The 20,993-nt window shown below is 73.3% G+C and carries 14 protein-coding genes; 10 read left to right on the forward strand and 4 right to left on the reverse strand.

The annotated features are described in order from the left end of the window. Window positions 1–106 precede the first annotated feature (106 nt). A complete protein-coding gene (locus CHF16_RS21865) occupies window positions 107–1,621 on the reverse strand; it encodes a sulfatase family protein (protein WP_089327976.1) in 1,515 nt (504 codons plus the stop codon). 110 nt (window positions 1,622–1,731) lie between these two features. Here CHF16_RS21865 and CHF16_RS21870 point away from each other — a divergent pair, with 110 nt between their 5' ends. Next, entirely contained in the window at window positions 1,732–3,195 is a 1,464-nt protein-coding gene (locus CHF16_RS21870) for a family 43 glycosylhydrolase (RefSeq protein WP_089327960.1), read from the forward strand. Here the strand turns inward: CHF16_RS21870 and CHF16_RS21875 are convergent. Genes CHF16_RS21875 through CHF16_RS21885 form a run of 3 tightly spaced genes read right to left on the reverse strand, consistent with a single transcriptional unit; the run spans window position 3,177 to window position 6,825 of the window. Continuing rightward, window positions 3,177–4,199 carry a glycosyltransferase gene (locus CHF16_RS21875; RefSeq protein ID WP_089327961.1) on the reverse strand — a complete coding sequence of 341 codons (1,023 nt, stop codon included), beginning with the start codon at window positions 4,197–4,199 and terminating at the stop codon, window positions 3,177–3,179. The genes CHF16_RS21870 and CHF16_RS21875 overlap by 19 nt on opposite strands. Beyond that, window positions 4,196–5,386 carry a hypothetical protein gene (locus CHF16_RS21880; protein ID WP_143228085.1) on the reverse strand — a complete coding sequence of 397 codons (1,191 nt, stop codon included), beginning with the start codon at window positions 5,384–5,386 and terminating at the stop codon, window positions 4,196–4,198. Before CHF16_RS21880 ends, CHF16_RS21875 begins: the two co-directional genes overlap by 4 nt. 8 nt (window positions 5,387–5,394) lie before the next feature. Then, window positions 5,395–6,825: a hypothetical protein gene (locus CHF16_RS21885; RefSeq protein WP_089327963.1), complete on the reverse strand. Its 1,431-nt coding sequence runs from the start codon at window positions 6,823–6,825 to the stop codon at window positions 5,395–5,397. A 135-nt stretch (window positions 6,826–6,960) separates the two neighbouring features. Between CHF16_RS21885 and glf the strand changes: the two genes are divergently transcribed. From glf to CHF16_RS21930, 9 genes are all read left to right on the forward strand, one after another. Next, window positions 6,961–8,130 carry a UDP-galactopyranose mutase gene (gene glf / locus CHF16_RS21890; protein ID WP_089327964.1) on the forward strand — a complete coding sequence of 390 codons (1,170 nt, stop codon included), beginning with the start codon at window positions 6,961–6,963 and terminating at the stop codon, window positions 8,128–8,130. Next, window positions 8,127–10,247: a glycosyltransferase gene (locus CHF16_RS21895; protein ID WP_089327965.1), complete on the forward strand. Its 2,121-nt coding sequence runs from the start codon at window positions 8,127–8,129 to the stop codon at window positions 10,245–10,247. Before glf ends, CHF16_RS21895 begins: the two co-directional genes overlap by 4 nt. Beyond that, window positions 10,244–11,113, forward strand: coding sequence for an ABC transporter permease (locus CHF16_RS21900; RefSeq protein ID WP_089327966.1), 870 nt, complete (start codon window positions 10,244–10,246; stop codon window positions 11,111–11,113). The genes CHF16_RS21895 and CHF16_RS21900 overlap by 4 nt, the downstream gene beginning before the upstream one ends. A gap of 3 nt (window positions 11,114–11,116) precedes the next feature. Beyond that, window positions 11,117–11,971 (forward strand): ABC transporter ATP-binding protein, encoded by an 855-nt coding sequence (locus CHF16_RS21905; protein WP_089327967.1) that lies wholly within the window; start codon window positions 11,117–11,119, stop codon window positions 11,969–11,971. A gap of 66 nt (window positions 11,972–12,037) precedes the next feature. After that, window positions 12,038–14,701: an HAD family hydrolase gene (locus CHF16_RS21910; protein WP_179271637.1), complete on the forward strand. Its 2,664-nt coding sequence runs from the start codon at window positions 12,038–12,040 to the stop codon at window positions 14,699–14,701. Then, on the forward strand, window positions 14,688–15,788 hold the full coding sequence (locus tag CHF16_RS21915; RefSeq protein ID WP_218826769.1) for a class I SAM-dependent methyltransferase: 1,101 nt from the start codon (window positions 14,688–14,690) through the stop codon (window positions 15,786–15,788). The genes CHF16_RS21910 and CHF16_RS21915 overlap by 14 nt, the downstream gene beginning before the upstream one ends. After that, window positions 15,785–17,389 carry a DUF2142 domain-containing protein gene (locus tag CHF16_RS21920; RefSeq protein WP_089327968.1) on the forward strand — a complete coding sequence of 535 codons (1,605 nt, stop codon included), beginning with the start codon at window positions 15,785–15,787 and terminating at the stop codon, window positions 17,387–17,389. Before CHF16_RS21915 ends, CHF16_RS21920 begins: the two co-directional genes overlap by 4 nt. Next, window positions 17,325–18,215 (forward strand): class I SAM-dependent methyltransferase, encoded by an 891-nt coding sequence (locus CHF16_RS21925; protein ID WP_143228086.1) that lies wholly within the window; start codon window positions 17,325–17,327, stop codon window positions 18,213–18,215. Before CHF16_RS21920 ends, CHF16_RS21925 begins: the two co-directional genes overlap by 65 nt. Window positions 18,216–18,479: 264 nt before the next feature. After that, complete coding sequence (locus CHF16_RS21930) at window positions 18,480–20,516, forward strand: coiled-coil domain-containing protein (protein WP_179271638.1); 2,037 nt, start codon at window positions 18,480–18,482, stop codon at window positions 20,514–20,516. Window positions 20,517–20,993 lie beyond the last annotated feature (477 nt).

Below are 20,993 nucleotides of genomic sequence, written 5' to 3' on the forward strand. Positions count from 1 at the left end.
CGCTCTCCCCGTATCTGCTCACACTGCGCGGTATCTGCTCACCCTGCACATCGCGGCGTCGCCGCAGTCGTCAGCGATGATAGCGGCGCATAAGGGACGGAAGTCCTCACCGGCTCCGGCCGGCGGCGGTGCACGACGCCCCCGCGCAGCGCGTCAGTGCGGACAGGAGGTCGCTCAGGTGCTGCCGCCGCTGCTCCGGCAGCGTCCCCGCGATGTTGGTCAGCTCGTGCGGGTCGCGGGTGCGGTCGTAGTACTCCCGCTCGCCCGCGGCGTACTCCACGTAGAGCATGTCGGTCGTGCGGACCGCGTTGTAGGTCGTCGGCGCGCCGGGTGCGGAGTCCTGCCGGTCGGGGTCCTGCGGGGACGGCGCCGGCTTGACGTGCTCGATGAGCGCCGCCTGGCGCCAGTCCTGTGGCGTGCGACCGCGCAGGAACGGCACGAGCGACCGGCCGTCGACGGCGGGGGAGGGGCGCGCCCCGGCCAGCTCCTGGAACGTCGGGGACAGGTCGGTGTTCTGCGCGATCTGATCGACCGTCCGTCCGGCCGGGACGCCCGGACCGGTGAAGACGAACGGCACCCGGATGTCGGTGTCGAACGCGGTCATCTTGCCGCCGGCGAGCCGGTGCTCGCCCATGTGGAAGCCGTTGTCGGAGCCGAAGATCACATAGGTCTCGCGCTCGATGCCCAGTTCCTTCAGAGTTGTCCGGATTCGGCCGATCATTTCGTCCACCGCCTGGACCATCCGGACCCGGTCGCGGAAGCCCGCGTCGATGCCGCGCAGCCCCGGACTGCGCAGCGGGGTGTGCGACCGCAGCCACGACGGCTTGTCGCGCACGTCCGCCTCGTTGAAGGACGGTGCCCGGGGCGCGCGCAGGTCGGCGAACATCCCCGCGTGCCGCGGCGCCGGGATGAACGGCCCGTGCGGCGCGAACGTCGCCACCTCCATGAAGAAAGGCTTGTCCGAGCTCTGGGACCTTTTGATGAAGTCCAGGCCCTTGCCCGCCAGCACATCGGTCAGGTAGTCCCGCGGCTCCCCGCCGTAGTGGACGAGCCGGCCGTTCTCGTTCAGGTTGTAGTTGTACTCCGGGTAGCCGTTGCCGTTGACGTACCACTCGGTCCAGCCCGGCGGCATGTACTGGGTCGTCCCGCCCATCTTCATGCTCGGCAGGTAGCCGTTCATGTACTTGCCGAGCAGCGCGGTGCGGTACCCGGCCTTCTGCAGGGCCGGGGCGAACGACATCTGCTCGCCGCCGTTGCGCCGGAACACCTCGAAGCCGCCGTTGGGCGGGAAGTTCGTCCGGACCTTGGTGTTGTGCGGGTACTGGCCGGTGAAGATCGTGGCGCGGGACGTGCAGCACAGCGAGTCAGCGACGATGAAGTTGCCGAACGTCAGCCCCTCCCGCTGCATCCGCTGTACCTGCGGCATGTGCGCGACGAGGTTCCAGGAGAGGTCGTCGGTGAGGACGAAGACGATGTTCGGCTTGCTGGCCTTCTGGCCGCCCTTCGCGTCCCCGCCGTTCTTCGCGTCGCCGCCGCGGCCGCCGGGCTGGAGGAAGCACCCGCCGAGGGCGAGGACGGCGATCAGGCACAGGACCGCGGCCGCCCCCCGGTGTCGGATCAACGTCTTCCCTTCCACGATGCGGTCGCCGGGCAAGCGTAACGATCCGGACGCGGTCGAGCGTACCGGGGCGGTTCGCCGTGCCTGCGGCTTGTTGGCATGATGCCGGTGACATGAGGAGACCGGGCGGGGATCCGCGGGCGCTCGCGCCGCTGCTGCCGCTGGTCGCGGGCGCCGCGATCAGCGGCGTGATCGCGCTGGTCATCCTGCTGGCCGTCTCGTGCCTGCCGTCCTCGGGCGGGGCGCGGCCGGGGCAGGCGCACGGTCCGGCCAAGCCGCCGCTGCCCAGCCCCGCCGGTTCCCCGCAGCCGCTCGACCCGCCCGGCTACTCGCCGGTCAAGCCGGTGATCCCCAGTGCGTTCGCGGACCCGACCGTGATCAAGGCCGCGGGGACGTACTTCGCCTACGGCACCAACAACGGCGGCGCGGCGGTACCGGTCGCGACGGCGCCGTCCCCGACCGGGCCGTGGCGGACGTCCGGCGACGCCCTCGCCCGGCTGCCGTCGTGGGCCACCGAGGGATGGACGTGGGCGCCCGAGGTCGTCCCGCCGCAGGGCGGGTCGGGCCCGTACGTGCTGTACTTCTCGGCCCGCCGCAAGGGCGGCGACGCGCAGTGCATCGGGGTGGCGACGGCGTCCGCGCCCGCCGGCCCGTTCGTCCCGGTCGAGGGCGGGCCGCTGGTCTGCCCGCTGGACCTCGGCGGCGCGATCGACCCGGCGTCCTACATCGAGACGGACGGGACGCGCTACCTGCTCTACAAGACCGACGACCGGAGCACGGCGGCCATCCACCTGGTCCGGCTCAGCGCGGACGGGCTGCACCGCGCGGGCGAGCCGAAGAAGATCATGGCGCGGGGCGCGGACGAGCCGGTCCTGGTGGAGGCGCCCGACCTCGTCCGGCGCGGAAACCAGTACGTCCTGCTGTACTCGGCGGGCTGGTACTTCCAGTCGAACTACCAGACCCGGTACGCCGTGGCGCCGTCGATCGAGGGGCCGTACCGCAAGGGCGGGCCGGTCCAGTCGACCGGGCAGTACGGCGGGGCGGTGCAGGGCCCCGGGAGCGCGGACGTCCTCAGCGACGAGACCGGCGACTACCTGGTCTTCCACGGCATCCTCGGCTACCACGGCGGCTCCAAGGTCACCCGCGGCATGTACGTCGCCCGGCTCGGCTGGGACGGCGCGCGGCCCGCCGTCCGCGGCGTCCCCGCCCGGTTCGAGGCCGAGCGGGGGCGGCTGAACGGCTGCGCGCCCGCGGCGGCCCGGCCGGGCGCGTCCGGCGGCGCGGCGGTCGGCCCGCTCGTGCGCGCCGACTGCCGCATGGACGTGCCGGTCTTCGCGCCGGTCGCCGGGAAGTACACGCTCCGGGCGCAGTACGCGAACCCGACGCCCGCCGACGCCGACATGGAGCTCGCGGTGAACGGGTACGCCGCGACGTCCGTGCGGCTGCACCCGACGCGGGGCTTCGCCTGGACGTCGGTGGCGGCGCAGGTCGAGCTGGCCGCCGGATGGAACACGGTGGGCCTGCGCCCGCTCGGCGGGCCCGGCCAGGGCCAGATCGACTACGTCGAGGTGCGGTAGCCGTCCGGCGGCACCTCGACGCCCACGTCCCGGAGGATCGCCGCCGTGGGCCGCGGGCGCCCGGTCAGCCCGTCCTTGACGCCGCGGGCGAGCGCGCGGCGCAGCACCGCCCGGTCGCGGGAGCCCGCGAAGGTGCGCGACCAGCGGCGCAGCGTCGACCCCGCGTACAGGACGCGTTCCGCCGGGGCCAGCCCCGGGCTGCCGGTGAACAGCCAGATCTTGTTGCGGACCTCGTAGTAGAACCGGTCGCCGGGGTCGGCGTCGGCACCCCCGAACCGCTCCGTGCGGTGGACGGCGACGCTGTCCGGGCACAGCAGCCCGCGGCGGCCGCGCAGCAGCCGCGTCGTGAACTCGAAGTCGTCGTTCCACAGGAAGTAGTCGGCGACCGGCAGCCCGCGCTCGCGCACCGCGGCGGCGTCCACGAGCACGGACACGAAGGACGCGGAGCGGATCGGCACGCAGCCCGCCGCTTCGGCGAGCCGTGTCTCGGCGGCGGTCGCGCGGGGCTTCGGCCGGGGCGTGTTCATGGGGTGCGGGCGCCCGTCGGTCCACACGACCTTGCTCGCGACGAGCGCGGGCGGCCCGTCGGTACGTGTCGTCGCCCGCTCGCGCGCGGCCAGCAGTGCGGCGAGGGCCGGCGGCTCGGGGACGGTGTCGTCGTCCATCAGCCAGAGCAGGTCCGCCCCACCGTCCAGGGCCCGCGCCATCCCGGCGCCGAAGCCGCCCGCGCCGCCGACGTTGCGGGGCAGCGGCAGCAGGTCCGCGTCCGGGAAGCGGCCGGCGACCATCGCTGCGGTGCCGTCCGCCGAGGCGTTGTCGACCACGATGGTCCGGTCGGGCGGGCGCGTCTGCGCGGCGAGCGCGGCCAGCGCCTCGGCCAGGAGGTCGCGCCGGTTGTAGGTGACGACCACGGCGGTCACGCGGACCTCCGCCGCCGGGTCGCGCTCCCCGCCCGTCGGCCCGCTCGTCGGCCCGCTCGTCGGCTCGCTCGCCGGCCCGCTCATCGGCCGCGCCGGCGGGCGGCCCGGCGCGCCGCGCGCCGCAGCGCCGGGGACGGGTCCGCGGCGGCCTCCATGAGCTCGCGCATGTTCTCCCGGATGCCGGCCAGCTCACCGTGCAGGTGCGCGAGCCCGACGCGCTCCCGCGTCATCGACAGCTCTTCGAGCAGGTGCGCCGCGACCTCGACGGTCGCGGTCGCGAGCAGCTCGTCGGGGACCTCGTCCGGGACGAGCCCGCCCCTCGGCGCCGGGCCGGCCTCCAGCTCGGCGAGGTCGCCGACCACGTCGTAGCCGGACGCGCGCAGCGACGCGACCGTCTCCCGCGTCCGCGCCGCCGCCCATTCGGCGTGCCGGGCGGGCAGGCCCATCGGCGTCCGGTCGGCCTTGGTCCCGGAGGTCGTCCGGTCGAGGAAGTGGGTGCGGACGACGCGCTCGTAGTCCTCGCCGAGCGCGGGCCCGATCCGCTCGTTCAGCCGGCGCAGCAGTTCGGCCTCCACCGCCGTGAGCGGCTCGTCCGCCGGAATCCCGGCGGTGTCGCACACGTCCGCGCCGATGCCGGTCACGGCGCGGAACCTGTCCCACAGGACGGAGGGGCCGCCGCCGGGCGCGGGGAGCGTGAGGACGTGGATCCGCTCCTTCGGCACGGCGGACTCCCAGGCGGCCAGCACCCGCACCGGGTCGTGCAGCCCCCAGAACATCTCGCCGTACGGTTCGGGCGCCTTGACGCCCAGCTTCACGAGGTCGTCGGCGAACCGCTCGAACGCGACCGTGTGGGCGTGCAGGATCTGCTCCTGCCAGTCGAGGGCCAGTTGCCAGCCCCAGCCGCGCGTCGCGAAAACCACATGGACGTCGGCCGGCTCCAGCGCGGCCACGGCGCGCTTCACCTGCTCCTCGGTCGCTCCGGCGAGCAGCCCCTGGGAGAACACGACCGCGGGGCCGTCCCATTCGCGCGCCCGCTCCGCCACCCGGGCCCAGGCGCCGTCCCACGCCGGGTCGCGGCGACCGCCCCAGCTCATCTCGCGCAGGTCCATCACGGCGCCGAAGTGCTCCTGCGGCCCGGCGACGGGGTAGCACACGCCGCCGTCGGCGAGCCGCCGCCGGTTGTCCCACAGCACCCGGTGCAGGTACGCCGTCCCGGCGGTCGGCGCACCCACGTGCAGGTAGACCGATGTGCCGGACCTCCGCTCGCTCACCAGCGCGCTCACCTCGTCGTTCCCGTCTCGCTCGTCTCGCTCGTCTCGCTCGTCTCGCTCGCCCCGGACCCGGACCCGGACGATGCCGCCGCGCCCCGCCCCCGAGGGTAGGCGCCGCGCAAGCGGCGGACGGCCGGGTAGCGGTCGCGGGCGGTCCGGGCGGCCCGTGCGGCGAGCGGCGCGGCGTCGCGGGCCATCCGGCCCGTCTCCGCCGCCAGCTCGGCGGCCTCCCGCCGCAGCGGTCCGAGCCGGTCGCGGACCGGTACCTCGGCACCGGGGACGGACGCCGCCTCGTCGTGCCGGTCGCGGACGCGGGCCAGCAGCGCCGCGACCGCGTCGACGCCCGCGTCCGCCATCTCCGCCCAGCGCGGCTCGTCGGGGTCGGGCGCGGGCGGCGTCCCGAGCGCAGGACCGGACGCGGCCGACGGCATCAGGTCGTACAGGTCGCCGACCACGCGGTAGCCGGCCGCGCGGAGCCCCTCGGCCATCTCCACGGCCCGCTCGGTCGCCCACGGCACGTGCTCGGCGGGAAGCTCGATCCGGATCGGCGCCGGCCGTTCCACCAGCACGTGCTGCGCGAGGAACAGCTTGACCTCGTCGTTGTAGGCGTGCCAGCCGATCCGCTCACCCGGCTCGGTGCCGTGGCCGAGCTCGGTGTCGAGGCCGAGCTCCCTGTTGAGCCGGAGCAGGAACTGCGTCTCGGACAACCCGAGCGACGGGTTCGCGAACGTCCCGGACAGGTCGTAGTCGTCCGGGACGAGGCCGACCGCCGCGCAGAAGCGCCGCCACAGCAGGTCGCGGGGCGCGCCGGGCGGGGGCAGCGTGACGACGTGGACGCGTTCCGGTGGCAGGCCCGCGCCCCAGCGCCGCAGGACCGCGACCGGGTCCTGGAGCCCCCAGAACAGCCGCGCGCTCTCGAACGTCCGCCAGTTGCGCCGCCGGAGCGCGGCCACGAACTCGGAGAACGAGGTGGTGAACCGGTTCTTGACGTCCTCCTGCCAGTGCGCCGGGATCTGCCTGCCGAGGTCGCGGGCGGTGAAGACGAGGTGGACGTCCGCGAAGCCCAGGTCGGCCATGGCCCGCCGGATGTCGGCCGGGCGCGCGGGGGCGAACAGCTCCTGCGAGATGACCGCGTCGCCGGGCCACGCGCGGACCTCATCGACCAGGTCCTGCCAGGCGCCGCGCGTCCACGGGTCGGACGCCTCGGGGAAGAACGTCCGGCGCAGGTCGAAGGCGGCCCTGACATGGGCGGAGAAGTCGGCGCCGGGGTAGAGGACGCCGTGCTCGCGCAGCCGGTAGCGGTTGCGCCACAGCACGTCCTGGAGGAACGACGTCCCGCTCTTGGCGGCACCGACGTGGAGGAAGACCGACCGGCGCGGGCCGCCCGCCGTCCGGTCCGCGGTGCGGCCTTCCGCGCCGCCTGGAGTGGGTGCGACCACCGCGATCCTTGGGGAGCCCTGCCTTGGTGCCGATGAAATCCCCGGTATCTTAGCCGCAATCCGTACGTAAGGACCGGCCGGTGCCGTGGCGCGGCGAGGTCCTCCGCTCCCCCCGCACGGGATGGACACTGCCCTGTGAACGTCGACCTCGTGGTGGCCGGTTCCGGGTTCTTCGGGCTCACGGTCGCCGAACGGTGCGCGGCGTCGCTGGGGCTGCGCGTGCTCGTCGTCGAGCGGCGCGGCCACATCGGCGGGAACGCCTACAGCGAGCCCGAGCCGGAGACCGGTATCGAGGTCCACCGGTACGGCGCGCACCTGTTCCACACGTCCAACGAGCGGGTGTGGGAGTACGCGAACCGGTTCACCGCCTTCACCGGCTACCGGCACCACGTGTACTCCACGTTCAAGGGCAAGGTCTACCCGATGCCGATCAACCTCGGCACGATCTGCGCGTTCTTCGGCCGCGCCTTCAGCCCGGACGAGGCGCGCGCGCTGATCGCCCGGCAGGCCGCCGAGGTGACCGACCCGGGCAACCTGGAGGAGAAGGCGATCTCGCTGATCGGGCGCCCGCTGTACGAGGCGCTGATCCGCGGGTACACGGCCAAGCAGTGGCAGACCGACCCGCGCGAGCTGCCCGCGGAGATCATCACCCGGCTGCCCGTGCGGTACACCTTCGACAACCGCTACTTCAACGACGTCCACGAGGGCCTGCCGGTCGACGGCTACACCGCGTGGCTGGAGCGCATGGCCGACCACCCGCGCATCGAGGTCCGGCTCGGCACCGACTTCTTCGACCTGCGCGGCGACGCGGTCGGCAACGTGCCGGTCGTCTACACCGGGCCGCTGGACCGCTACTTCGACTACGCCGAAGGCGACCTCGGCTGGCGCACGCTGGACTTCGAGACGCGGGTCGAACCCACCGGCGACTTCCAGGGAACCCCCGTCATGAACTACGCCGACGAGGACGTCCCCTACACCCGGATCCACGAGTTCCGGCACTTCCACCCCGAGCGCGCGCACTACCCCACCGACAAGACGGTGATCATGCGGGAGTACTCGCGGGCCGCCGCGCGCGGCGACGAGCCCTACTACCCCGTCGACACCGCCGCCGACCGCGCCCGCCTGCTCGCCTACCGCGAGCTGGCCAAGGGGGAGCCGGACGTGCTGTTCGGCGGGCGGCTCGGCACCTACCGGTACCTGGACATGCACATGGCCATCGCCGCCGCGCTGAGCATGGTCGACAACAAACTGCGTCCCCATTTCGCGGACGGGGCGCGTCTCAAGAGCGGAGGTAGGGCCAGATGAGCGCATCCGCCGGGACCGCCGGCCGCGGCGCCGGGGCGGCGCCCGCGGACCTGCGCGTCCTGCAGCGCGTCGTGATGCCGGTCGACCGCGACCTGGACGTCCTCAAGCTGTACGTCGAGGGCGAGATCGCCCGGGGCGCCGAGGCGCTCGCGGCGGAGGCCGCGGTCGAGGAGGGCATCCTCGCGGGCCTCGCCGACGGCGCCGGGATCGCCGACAGCGTGGGCCGGCGCAGCGTGGTGGTGCCGGTCGGGCGGCGGGTCTCGTTCGCCACCTACTTCAACGCGTTCCCCGCCGGCTACTGGCGGCGCTGGACGTCGGTGGAGGAGGTGATCCTGCGGGTCCGCGTGCGCGGCCGGGCGACCGTGATCGTGTACCGGTCCAGCGCCAAGGGCCACATCCAGCGGGTCGACTCCGTCCGCGTCGACGCCGAGGACGCGCACGAGGAGACGTTCCGGCTGCCGCTCCGGCCGTTCATCGACGGCGGCTGGTACTGGATGGACATCCTCGCCGGCGAGGGCGAGGCGGTCCTCGAACGGGCCGACTGGTGCGCGGAGCCGGACGAGGACGTCCGGCAGGGCCGGGTCAGCCTCGGCATCACCACGTTCAACCGCCCCGACTTCTGCGTCGCCCAGCTCCTCGCGCTGGCCGCCGCCCCCGAGGTCCTCAGCGTCGTGGACGCCGTGTACGTCGTCGACCAGGGCACCGACCGCGTCCGCGACGACCCGGACTTCGCGCGCGCCGCCGAGGCGCTCGGCGGCACGCTGCGCCTCATCGAGCAGGGGAACCTCGGCGGCTCCGGCGGGTTCTCCCGGGCGATGGACGAGACCGTCAAGGCCGGCGCGAGCGACTACGTCCTGCTCCTCGACGACGACGTGGTCACCGAGACCGAGGGCATCCTGCGCGGCGTCGCGTTCGCGGACTTCGCCCGCACCCCGACGATCGTCGGCGGCCACATGTTCAACCTGTTCGTCCGCTCGCAGCTGCACGCCTACGGCGAGACCATCGGGCGGTACCGCTGGTGGTGGGAGGAGGCCCCGCACACCCGGCGCGAGCACGACTTCGCGCTGCCCGCGCCGCCGCCCACCGCGCCGGACGCCGTCCAGAAGCAGCAGACGCGTCCCAGCACCGGGAGCCTGCGCGCGACCAAGTGGCTGCACCGGCGCGTCGACGTCGACTACAACGGCTGGTGGATGTGCCTGATCCCCGTCGACGTCGTGCGCAAGGTCGGCCTGTCCATGCCGATGTTCATCAAGTGGGACGACGCCGAGTACTGCGTCCGCGCGGGCGAGGCCGGCTTCCCGACCGTGACCCTGCCCGGCATGGCCGCATGGCACGTCCCATGGCAGGACAAGGACGACGGCATCGACTGGCAGGCGTACTTCCACGAGCGCAACCGGCTGGTCACCGCGCTGATGCACTCGCCCTACGAGCGCGGCGGCAACCTCGTCAAGGAGAGCTTCATCATCTCGGTGAAGCACGCCCTCGCCATGCAGTACTCCACCGCCGAGCTGATGCTGTCGGCGATCGAGGACGTGCTGAGCGGCCCGGAGCACATGCACGCCGGGATCGCCACCAAGCTGCCGGAGATCATGCGGTTCCGGGCCGGCTTCCCGGACGCGCGGAACCGGGCCAGCCACGAGGAGTTCCCGCGGGTGCGGCGGCGCCGGCCGCCGAAGCGGGGCCGCGGCTTCAAACCGCCGCGCGGCACCGTGAACGTGCTGGCGAGCGCGGTGCTCGGCACCGTCAAGCAGCTCCGCCCGGTCGACCCGTCCGCGCGCGGCAACCCGCAGCTGACCGTGCCGCACATCGACCGGCACTGGAGCCTGCTGGCGCAGGTCGACAGCGCGCTCGTCTCGTCCGCCGACGGCACCAAGGTCGCCTGGTACCAGCGCGACCCGGAGCGGTTCCGGCGGCTGCTGGCGCGGACGTCGCTGCTGCACGCCCGGCTCACCCGGGAGTGGCCCGAGCTGAGCCGGCGCTACCGGGCGGCGATGGCCGAGATCGCCTCGCCGGAGGCGTGGCGGGCGACGTTCGAGGCGGCGAGCCCCGGCACCGGCACGGCGGACACCGGCGATGCGGGCGAAGCCTCTCCCGCTTCCGGGGACGGTCCGGGATGACGGTCGCTCCCATCCGCGCGGACGGCGGCCTGCGCGCACCCGGGGAGGACGGCGGCCTCCGCCAGACGTTCCGCAACAAGTACCTGCTGCGCCTCCTCGTGCGCCGCGAGCTGCGCGCCCGCTACAAGGGGTCGCTGCTCGGGCTCGGCTGGTCCTACGTGCGGCCGGCCGTGCACTTCGCCGTGTACTTCTACGTCGTCGGCGTCTTCCTCGGCATGGACCGGCAGATCGACGACTTCCCGGTCTACCTGTTCGCGGGCATGGTCCTGATCAACCTGTTCACCGAGATGCTGCACTCGGGCACCCGGTCGGTCACCGGCAACGCCCCGCTCGTCCGGAAGGTGTTCCTGCCGCGGGAGCTGTTCCCGACGGCGTCGGCGCTGGTGTCGCTGGTCCACTTCCTGCCCGGCATGCTGATCCTGCTCGGCGGGGCCTTCGCGGCGGGCTGGCGGCCCTCGCCGGCGGGCCTCGGCGCGGCCGCCCTCGGGTTCACGATCATCGTCGTGCTCGGGTTCGGCATCGCGCTGCTGTGCGCGGCGGTGAACGTCTTCTTCCGCGACCTGGAGCAGGTCGTCGACATCCTGATGATCGTCATCACCTGGTCGGTGCCGATGATCTACCCGTGGACGCACGTCCGGACCCACGCGCCCGGCTGGGTGCTGGACGTCTACCTCGCCAACCCGCTCGTCAGCGCGGTGTCGCTGTTCCAGCGGGCGTTCTGGTACCCCGGGGCCGGCGGCGGCTTCGCGTTCCCGCCCGACCTGTACGCCCGCGCCGGCGTGTCCCTCGCCGTGAGCCTGCTGGTGTTCGCCGCGGGGCACGCGGCGTTCGCCCGCATGCAGACGCGCTTCGCGCAGGAGCTGTGACCGATGCCCAGTCAGCCGCCCGGTCCGTCCATCGTCATCGACCGCGTGACGAAGAACTTCACGCTGCGGCACGCGCGGTCGATCAAGGAGATGAGCGTCCGGGCGCTGCGCCGCCAGCGGCTGTCGGACCGCTTCCGGGCGCTGGACGAGGTCAGCCTCACCATCGACCAGGGCGAGACCGTCGCGCTCATGGGCCTCAACGGGTCGGGGAAGAGCACCCTGCTCAAGCTCATCTCGGGCGTCATGCGGCCGGACGAGGGGTCGGTGCGCGTCCGCGGCCGCGTCGCCGGGCTCATCGACGTGGGCGCCGGCCTGCACCCCGAGCTGACCGGCCGGGAGAACGTGTTCCTCAACGGGGCGATCCTCGGCATGTCCCGCGAGGAGATCGCCCGCAAGTTCGACGCGATCGTCGAGTTCTCCGGCGTCGAGCGGTTCCTGGACGACCAGGTGAAGTTCTACTCGTCCGGCATGTTCATGCGGCTGGCGTTCTCGATCGCGGCGCACACCGAGCCGGACGTGTTCCTGATCGACGAGGTGCTGGCCGTCGGCGACCCGCCGTTCCGGGAGAAGTGCCTGGAGCGCATCCGGGAGCTGCGCGGCGAGGGCCGCACGATGGTCGTCGTCGCGCACGACATCAAGATGCTCGTCGACCTGTGCGACCGCGGCGTCACCATGCGGCAGGGGCGGCTGATCTTCGACGGCCCGACCGCGGAGGCCGGCCGGCTCGTCCGCGAGGACCGCGCCGCCCGCCGCGCCGCCGCTGCGGCCGAGGCGGCGGGGGCCGCGGGGGCCGCGGGGGCCGCCGGGGCCGTGACGGGCCGAACTTCGACCACCACAGCGGGAGATTCCGGTGGATAGGGTGTCCCGAGCCGCGGCCGGGGGCCGCGGCCGCCGCCGGTCCGGAGCCAGGGGAGAGGTACGGCGTTGACCAAGCAGGAACCCGGGAGCCCGTTGCTCGACAACGTGCGCCGGATCGTCGCCGACAGGGCGTGCTCCGTCCTGTCCCTGGACATCTTCGACACCGTGCTGTGGCGCCGCGTCCCCCGTCCCACCGACGCGTTCGCCCTGCTCGGCTCCCGGCTGCGGGACGCCGGCCTGTGCCCGCCGTGGGTGACCGACGCGACGTTCCGCCGGATGCGCATCGCCGCCGAGGACGCCGCCCGCCGCGACCGCGGCACCCTCGGCCCCGAGGTGTCGCTGTTCGACATCTGGCGCGCCATGCCGGACGGCGTGTTCGGCGCGGCGCCGCTGGAGCAGCTCGTCGACGCCGAGCTGCGGCTGGAACGCGAGCTCACCGTCGTCGACCTCGACATCGCCGAGGTCGTCCGGGCCGCGCGCAAGCAGGACATCGAGGTCGTCCTGGTGTCCGACACCTACTTCACCGACGACCAGCTCGCGCGGCTCCTCGACCGCCCCGAGCTGGGCCCGATGGACACCGTCCGGATCTTCCGGTCGAACCAGCACGGCACCGGCAAGGCGACCGGCCTCTGGGAGATCGTCCTGCGCGACCTCGGCCGCAGCCCCGAGCAGATCGTGCACGTCGGCGACCACGAGGTCGCCGACCACGAGGTGCCCGCCGCGCTCGGCGTCCGCACCGTCCACTACCGGCGGCTCGACGACGCCTACCGGGACGTGCTGCGCCGGGAGAAGGAGCCCGTCGAGCCGTTCGGCGACCACGCCCCCGACCTCGACGACCGGCACGGCGACTTCGGCCTCACCAGCCTGCGCGCCAAGGCCGTCCACTCGGGCGTGCCGTTCACCACCTCGGCGCTGGACGTCGCGTGGCGGTACGGCGCGGGCGTCCTCGGCCCGGTGCTGACGGGGTTCGCCGAGTGGGCGGCGTGGAAGGCGCACGACACCGGCACCCGCAGGCTCTGGTGCTCGATGCGGGAGGGCGAGCTGCTCTCCCGGCTGATCAACGAGGCCGCGGCGGCGCGCGGCTGGGACGTCCAGGCCGGCCCGGTCTGGCTGTCGCGGTTCGTCACGTCGCTGGCCGGGCTCGACCCGCACGACACCGGCGCGGTGCACGCCTTCATCCGGTCCGGCTACCGGCTGACCGTCCGGCAGGCGCTGACCGTCCTCGACCTCCAGCCGGGCGACGTGCCGGGCCTCGCCGCCGAGCTGGACACCGTCATCGACAACGGCGACATCGCCGACCGGGTCGCCCGCGCGCTGACCGAGACCCCGCACCTGTGCAACCGGCTCGCGGTGACGGTCACCGCCGCCCGCGAACGCATGATCAGGTCGCTGCGGGACGCCGGCGCCCTCGACGACCCGGAACTGACCCTCGTCGACCTCGGCTGGGGCGGGACGATCCAGCGGCAGCTCGCCCGCGCCCTGGAGATCGCGCGCATCGACGTGCGGGTATCCGGCCTGTACCTCGCCACCGACAACCGGTCCGAGCGGGTGGCCCTGGCCGGGCTGCGCGCCGAGGGCTACCTCGCGCAGGCGGGCCACCCCGCGCACGTCGCCGCGACCATCACCCGCAGCCCGGAGATCGTGGAGCAGTGCGTCAACGCGCTGTGCGGGTCGCTGATCGGGTTCTCCGCGGACGGCGAGCCCGTCCTCGGCGACACCCCGGACGCGCCGTCGCAGAACGCCGAGCGCCGCACCGTGCAGGACGGCATCCTCGCGTTCCAGCAGCAGTGGAACCGCTACGTCGCCGCGTCCGGCGGGGACTGGCCGGACCTCGCCCGCCCACGGGCCGCCCGCGACCGGCTCGCCCGCATCCTCGTGGCCGCGCTGGAGTCGCCCACCGCCGACGAGGCCGCCGTCTTCGGCAACTGGACCCACGAGGACAACTTCGGCTCCACCCTCGTCACCACCCTGCTGCCCGCCGACCTGAAACCCGCCATCCCGTACCTGTCGCCCGGCGACCTCGGCGACCTGCACATGCGCGACTCGTTCTGGCCCGCGCTCATCGCCGCGTCCGACACCGGCCTCGGCGCCATGGTCCGCGCCATCACCGACGGCGCCATCGACCCGGCCGCGTTCGACCCGGCGGGCGAGCCGTACGAGACGCGGCTGCGGTACCGGACCGCCGACGACCGATGGCACGAGCCCATCCGCCGCCGCGTCCGGATCAACCACAACGGGCTGTCGTTCGCCCGGATCGACTTCGAGCACCACGACACGGTCGACATCTCCCTCGCGATCCCGGGCCGCCCGGCGATCGTCCGCGTCGACTGGATCGAGGCGAAGGTCATCGCCGGCGGGCGCCGGCGCGAGAAGGTGCTGCGATGGGACAAACCAGAAGACTTCGTCGGCCTGCACTACGCCGAATGCCGTTACCTCGGCGGCAACCTCATGGAGTTCGACACCCCGTACGCGGCGGTGTGGCTCCCGCTCGCCCGCCGCGCCGGGACGCCGACGGTGTCGTCCGCGCAGGTCACGATCGCGTTCGCGATGCTGCCGCAGTCGGCGTCCGGGATGGCGCCGCGGATGCCGGTCGACCGCCGGGCGGAGATGGCCGCCCGCGCGGCGCGGCTCACCGAGCGGATGCGCGCGGAGTACCGGACGGCCGGCGTCAAGGGCGTCGCCGCCGGCGCCAGGCGAGTGGCGAGGAGGAAGCTCGGTGACGACCGCTGAACGCGGGGCCGCGGAGCCCGGGTCCTCCGCGGACCCGCACGCCCAGGCCCGCGCCGCCCGCGAGCAGCCGCTGCTGCTGCACTCGATGTCGGTGTTCCGCGAGCTCTTCGCGGCGATCTTCGCCTGCCGGGAGATCCGCGCGGTGGTCGAGGTCGGGGTGGAGTCCGGGCAGGTCAGCTCGCTGTACGCCGACCTCGGCGCGGCCAGCGTGCACTGCGTCGAGCCCGCGCCCAGCGAGGAGCTGCGGGCCGTGCTGGCCGCCGACCCGCGGCTGAACCTGGTCGAGGGCCCGTCCCCGGACGTCCTCGGCGACGTGCCGCCGGCCGACCTGTACGTCCTCGACGGGGACCACAACTACGCGGTCGTCCGCCGCGAACTCGCCTGCATCATGGCGAACGCCCCCGACGCGGTGATCGTCCTGCACGACGTCCTGTGGCCCTGCGGGCGCCGCGACTTCTACTACCAGCCGTCCGTCCTGCCGCCGGAGGACACCCACCCGGCGAGCGCCGACGGGCCGACCGTCTGGCACGACGACCTCACCCCGGCCGGGTTCGTCGGCGACGGCGTGTTCACGGTGGCCGCGCACGCGGGCGGCGAGCGCAACGGCGTCCTCACCGCCGTCGAGGACGCCCTGGCGGACGCCCCCGGCTGGCGCTTCGCCATCGTCCCCGCCGTGTTCGGCTTCGGCGTCCTGACGAGGTCGGACGCGCCCGGCGCCACCGAGATCTTCGACGCGCTGCGGCCGTACACGTCCGCGAGGCTGCTCGCCGCGATGGAGAACAACCGCATCGCGCTCTACACCCGCGTCCTGCAACTCCAGTACGAGGCCGAGGCCCGCGCCGAGGACGCGAACCGGCTGGCGGAGACCGTCACCGCCCAGCAGCACGAGATCGCCGCCCTCCGCGCCGACCTCGACCGCGCCCGCGCCGAGACCGCGGCCTACCGCCACGATCTGCAGGGGCTGCGCGCGCAACTGGAAAGGGCGTCCGCGCCGCCGAGCCAGGAACAGGAACTGGGCGCGGCCGTGTCGCAGCTCGGCCGCGCGCTCTCCGCCCGCATCCGCAAGAACCCGGGCGCCCCCCGATGACCGTCCGGCTCCCCGCCGCGCGGCTCCGGGCGATCACGATCCTGGCGTTCTTCGGCTTCTTTTCGGTCGGCGCCGGATGGGCGATCGCCATGCCGTGGGACGGCGGCCCGGACGAGCAGTCGCACATCACCCGCGCCGCGGGCGTCGTCGGCGGGGACTTCGCGGCGCCGCCCGACTACATCACCGTTCCGGAGATCTCGCGGCCGGTGGCCGGAAGCCACCAGACCATCCCGGACGGTGTCGCGCATCAGTCGCCGCCCTGTTTCGCGTTCAAGCCCCAGCAGACGGCGGACTGCGCACACGATAAGTCGGAAACGCCGGACAAGCCCGTGGAGAGGTTCACCGCGGGCGCCGGACGGTACCAGCCCACGTACTACGCGGTGGTCGGCTGGCCGCTCAAGTGGTGGCCGGGCGAAGGCGGGCTGCTGCTCGCCCGGCTGATCAGCGCCGCGCTGTCGGCCGCCTTCCTGGCGGCCGCGGTCTACAGCGTGCTGGCCTGGTCCCGCCGCCCGTTCCTGCTCGCCGGGCTGCTGATCGCCACGACGCCGATGGCGATGCACCTCGCCGGTGTGATCAACGCGAACGGTCTGGAGATCACGGCCGCGATCGCGATGTGGACGGCGCTGATCCCGCTGGTCCGCGCGGAGGGGCCGCCCGACCGGCGGCTGCTGATCCTGGCCGGCGTCTCTGCGGTGACGGTCGCGTGGACGCGGCCGGACGGCCCCATGACCGTCGCGCTCGCCCTGGTGATCCTCGCGGGCACGGCGGGCCCGGCCCGGCTCAGGACGTTGATCCGCGACCGCGGAGCGTGGCTCCTCGGGCTGTCGGCGACCGTCGCATGCGGCCTGTCCGCGGTCTGGACGCTCGCCATGAAGGCCACGGAGCTCGTTCCCGTCCCGGGCGGCGCGGGGCTCGGCGTCGCCGACGCCCTGCGGCTGGTGACCGTGGAGCGGACGTCCTTCTACCTGAAGTCGATGGTCGGGCAGTTCGGCTGGGTGGATGTGGAGATGCCCGACGCCTACTACGCCGTCTGGTTCGCCGCGACCGGTTTCCTCGTCCTCGCCGCGCTGGCGGCCGGCGGGCGCGCCGACCGGCTGCGGCTCGCCGCCGTCCTCGCGGCCGCGTTCGCGCTTCCGCTGTGGATGGACGTCATGGGCGCCGAAGAGAACGGGATGATGGCGCAGGGGCGCTACATCCTGCCGAGTGCGGTCGGCGCCGCGGTCCTCGCCGCTCACATCATCGACGAGCGCGGCCCGTTCGCGCCGCGCTTCGCGCGATCGGCCACCGGCTGGCTGGCCGTCTTCCTCCTTCCCGCGCAATTGATCGGACTGGCGTACGCGATGGTCCGCTACCAGCACGGGCTCTACGCTCCCGTCCCTGCGGTGAACCCGTTCGACGGCGTCTGGCAGCCGTCCCTCGGCCCGGCCACGGCGCTCGGGACGGCCGCCGCCGGTCTCCTCGCGCTGGGCGCGATGGTCCGGCTGGCCACCTCCGCACGGACCGAGGACATGCCGTCTCTCAGAGAGGGGTCTGGAAATGACGGATTACGTCGCGACCACAGCGATGCACCAGAGCACGTGGGGGACGTTCCTGGAACCTGACCCCGCGCTTGCCGAGGTCGATGACCTCCACGAGGCCCTGCACATCCCGATCCAGGGCGGGCATCACGCGGAGTTCGGCGTCTTCGCCGGCAAGAACGCCGTCTTCGACCGGACGATCGCCAGGATCGAGGGCGTCGACCTCGTCTACGAGGACCAATGCAGCGCCTACCACTACTTCGACCTCTTCACCCGTGTCGAGCGCAGCCACGGCGAACTGTCCAGGCTCGTCGACGTCGGTGTCTTCATGGGCGGGTCCGCGGCCGTCCTCGCCGGCTGCGTCGAGCCGATGGGCCTCGAACTCGACCTGGTCGACGTCAACGACGCCTACCTGCGTTTCACCCACGAGCGGCTGAGGCGCGCCTTTCCCAGGGCCATGACAAGGGTTCGCATGTTCCACGGTGACCTGGCGACCTATGTCGCGCACGTCCTCAGCGGCGAGCCGCGGACGCGCGCGATGGTGCACCACGACGGTGCCCACAACTTCGATCAGGTCATCAAGGACCTCAGTTCGCTCTTCTACGTCCGCGACCGAGTCCACAGCCTGGCGATCCAGGCCACCCACCTCCGGGGAGACATCGCCTACCTCAACTTCGTGGACGCCGCCGTCCACGCCATGTTCGGGACCGAGGTGAAGTACGAGCCGATGGGCGCCCGGTACCCGCACGACGCGCCGGTGACGCATCCGAACCAGTGGGACGGCAACTACTTCCTGGCCGACACGCCCGAGGGCATGTACGTCCGGTTCGACGACGTGGAGTGGAAGTACCCGCACCCGTCGATGGAGTTGGAGACGTTCCTTCCGGTGAAGGCCGACCCGGTCGCCTGATCCGCCGTGCGCATTCTCCGGATTGGCCGGGTGTGGCCAGCGCCGCCGAGAGGGTTGTCTGATCTTCGATGCAGGTGGGCGTTGTGACCGGAATGTCAGGGATAGGGGCGCATCTGGGGACCTGTTCCCTTGAACGAGAGGCAGTGAGGCGGATAGGTCTTTACCCTGGGTCGTGCAGGTAAGCGACCGCAGGAAACCGAACCCGGCAACCCCGAGGCGTTCCCTCCACTCCCGCGACTCCAGGGGTCTCTCGACGTGACGGACATGGCGAGCGGGTCCGCGATGGCGCGGCTCACACAGGCCGACCGCGTCCACGTGGGCTGGCGCTATGCACAGGTTCACCCCGATCCGGGGCCGCCTCCGGAGGCGCCCGAGCGGCCCGGAGCGGCACCGCTGCCGCCGCCGGCGCGGCGGCCCGGCGAGGACATGGCCGGCCGCCCGCTACGGATCGCGGTCGGCGGGACCGTCGTGTTCATCGCCCTGTTCCTGGTCTGCGGGCTGCTCGGCGTGATCCCGTGGGCGTTCGCCGGGGTGGCGCTGCTCGCGTGCCTGGTCGTCCTCGGCATCACCGGCGGCGGGCTGTGGCGGGACGAGCGGGGCGTCCGCGCACGGCTCGCGCAGGAGCGGTCCGAGGAGGAGCGGCAGCGCGCCGCGCAGGCGAGGGAGCGCGAGGCCGCCGAGAAGGAGTACGCGAAGGCCCGGGCCGAATGGGAGCGCCGGCACGCCGCCTACGAGGGGCAGCGCGAGTGGTACCCGGTCGCCGTCCCGCCCGGAGTCGACCGGCTGGACGTGGTCGGCGGGACGCTCGCCGGATGGTCGGCGGCCGTCACCACCATGGGCGCGGCCCGGCTCGCGGTGGGCGCGCGCCTCACCATCATCGACCTGTCGGAGGGCGCGGTCGCGCACGACCTGCTGCGGCTCGCGGCGGACCGCGGCGACGACCCGCTGGTGTGGGTGCTGCCCGCCGACCTGCCCCGGCTGGACGTCACGCGCGGCCTGAACCGCGAGGCGCTGGCGGACGTCCTGTCGCTCGTCGTCAGCGCGGGCGAGGAGGAGGGCGGCACGCGGGACCTGTCGTTCGACAACTCCATCCTCGAGCGGCTCATCGAAGTCCTCGGGCCGGACGCGACGATCCCGCGGATCACGGCGGCGCTGCGCGTCCTCGCCCAGGTCGGCGACCCGCGCGAAGACCTCCGCAAGGGGCTGCTGAGCGACGAGCAGCTGGAGCGCATCGCCACCCTCTTCGGGCGCGACGCGACGGACCGGATCGTCGTCCGGCGCGCGTGGGCCCTGGAGGCGCAGCTCCGGAAGCTGGAGAAGCTCGCGACCGAGCCCGTGCGGCTGCCGCCGTCCAGGCTGCACGTGGTGTCGATGGACCGGCGCGCGGGCGTCCTCACCAACCGCATCCTCGGGACGTACGTCACGACCGCGCTCACCCACCGCATCCGGGAGTCCCCGCCGGGCGGACGGTGGGACCACACGCTCTTCCTGTGCGGGGCGGAGAAGCTCCGGGGGGACGTCCTCGACCGCCTCATCGACGCGTGCGAGGCGACCGGAACCGGCCTCGTGCTGATGTACCGGTCGATCCCCGGACACGTCCGGGAACGGCTCGGGCGCCGGGGCCACGCCGCCGTCGGCTTCATGCGGCTCGGCAACCCCGAGGACGCGCGGGTCGCCGCCGAGCACATCGGCTCCGGCCAGCCGCTCCTCGTCGCGGAGATCACCGACGCGGCCGGGGAGACGCTGTTCGACGTCGCGGGGGAGACCTACGCCAGCACGGTCGCGTTCGCGCGCCCGCGCGGCGACGGCCTCACCGACCCGGTGTGGTCGCCGCTGCCCGCCCCCGCCGCCGACGACTCCGTCCTCGTGGAGGGCATCAGCTCCGCCACCGCATGGGGCCGGACGGTCGCCGACCGCCGCTCGGACAGGCAGCGCTTCCGCGAACTGCTCGTCGAGCCGCCGCAGCTGCAGGAGCTGCCGCCGACCGCGATGGTGTTCACGCACTCCGGCGCCAGCGGCCGCCGGACGCTGCTCGTGGACGCCAACCCGGGCATCATCACGCTGCCGACCGCGCATTCGATGGAGTTCGAGGAGTACGTCCGCGAGCTGCAGCGCGAACCGCTCGCCGAGGTCGAGGACGCCCCGCTGGAGGAGCCGCGCCCGGTCGAGCCGCCGCCGGTCCCCGCGCCCCGGCGCACCGCCCGGCACGCGCTGCCCAGGGGTGCGTCGCGGCCGGTGCGGATCGTCCCGCCGCTGCGGCCCAACGGCAAGCACAAGGCCGACCCGCCGTCGTCCGCCTGACCCGCTGCGAGCACATCGCGGGCCGATATACCGTTATTAACGGGTCACGTCAAGGCGTAATTGTCTGCCTCGGCGGCTAGGGGCACTTGTGGTCAGTCGATTCTCTTGATTCTTCGGAACGGCTCGGCTAGCGGGCACGCGTTCGCGCGAGAAAGATCGTCGGTGTGCGGTGATGGCGTTGCGCAGCGTTACTTTCCCGGTGTTGGGGATTAGGACAGGACGCTCTCGTTGCTTTGTCAGGTTTACCGACGTGTCGTGTGATTTGAGTCACGAGTGAAGGGGTGATTTCGAGGTCTTCCTGGAAGTTGATCAGCGGGTTACCGTGAGGCCGCTTCAACGTCCCTTTACGTGCGGGGGTTCATATGCGGCGGCGTCGTCGGGGCGATGGTGCGCGGTTGGTGTTGTGGCGGCGCCGGGTGTGGACGGCGCGGTTGGCGGCTGTGGCGTTGGCGGCGGGTGTGTTGCAGGCTCCCGCGC

Source organism: Actinomadura meyerae (genome assembly GCF_900188445.1).
Taxonomy (GTDB): Bacteria; Actinomycetota; Actinomycetes; order Streptosporangiales; family Streptosporangiaceae; genus Spirillospora; species Spirillospora meyerae.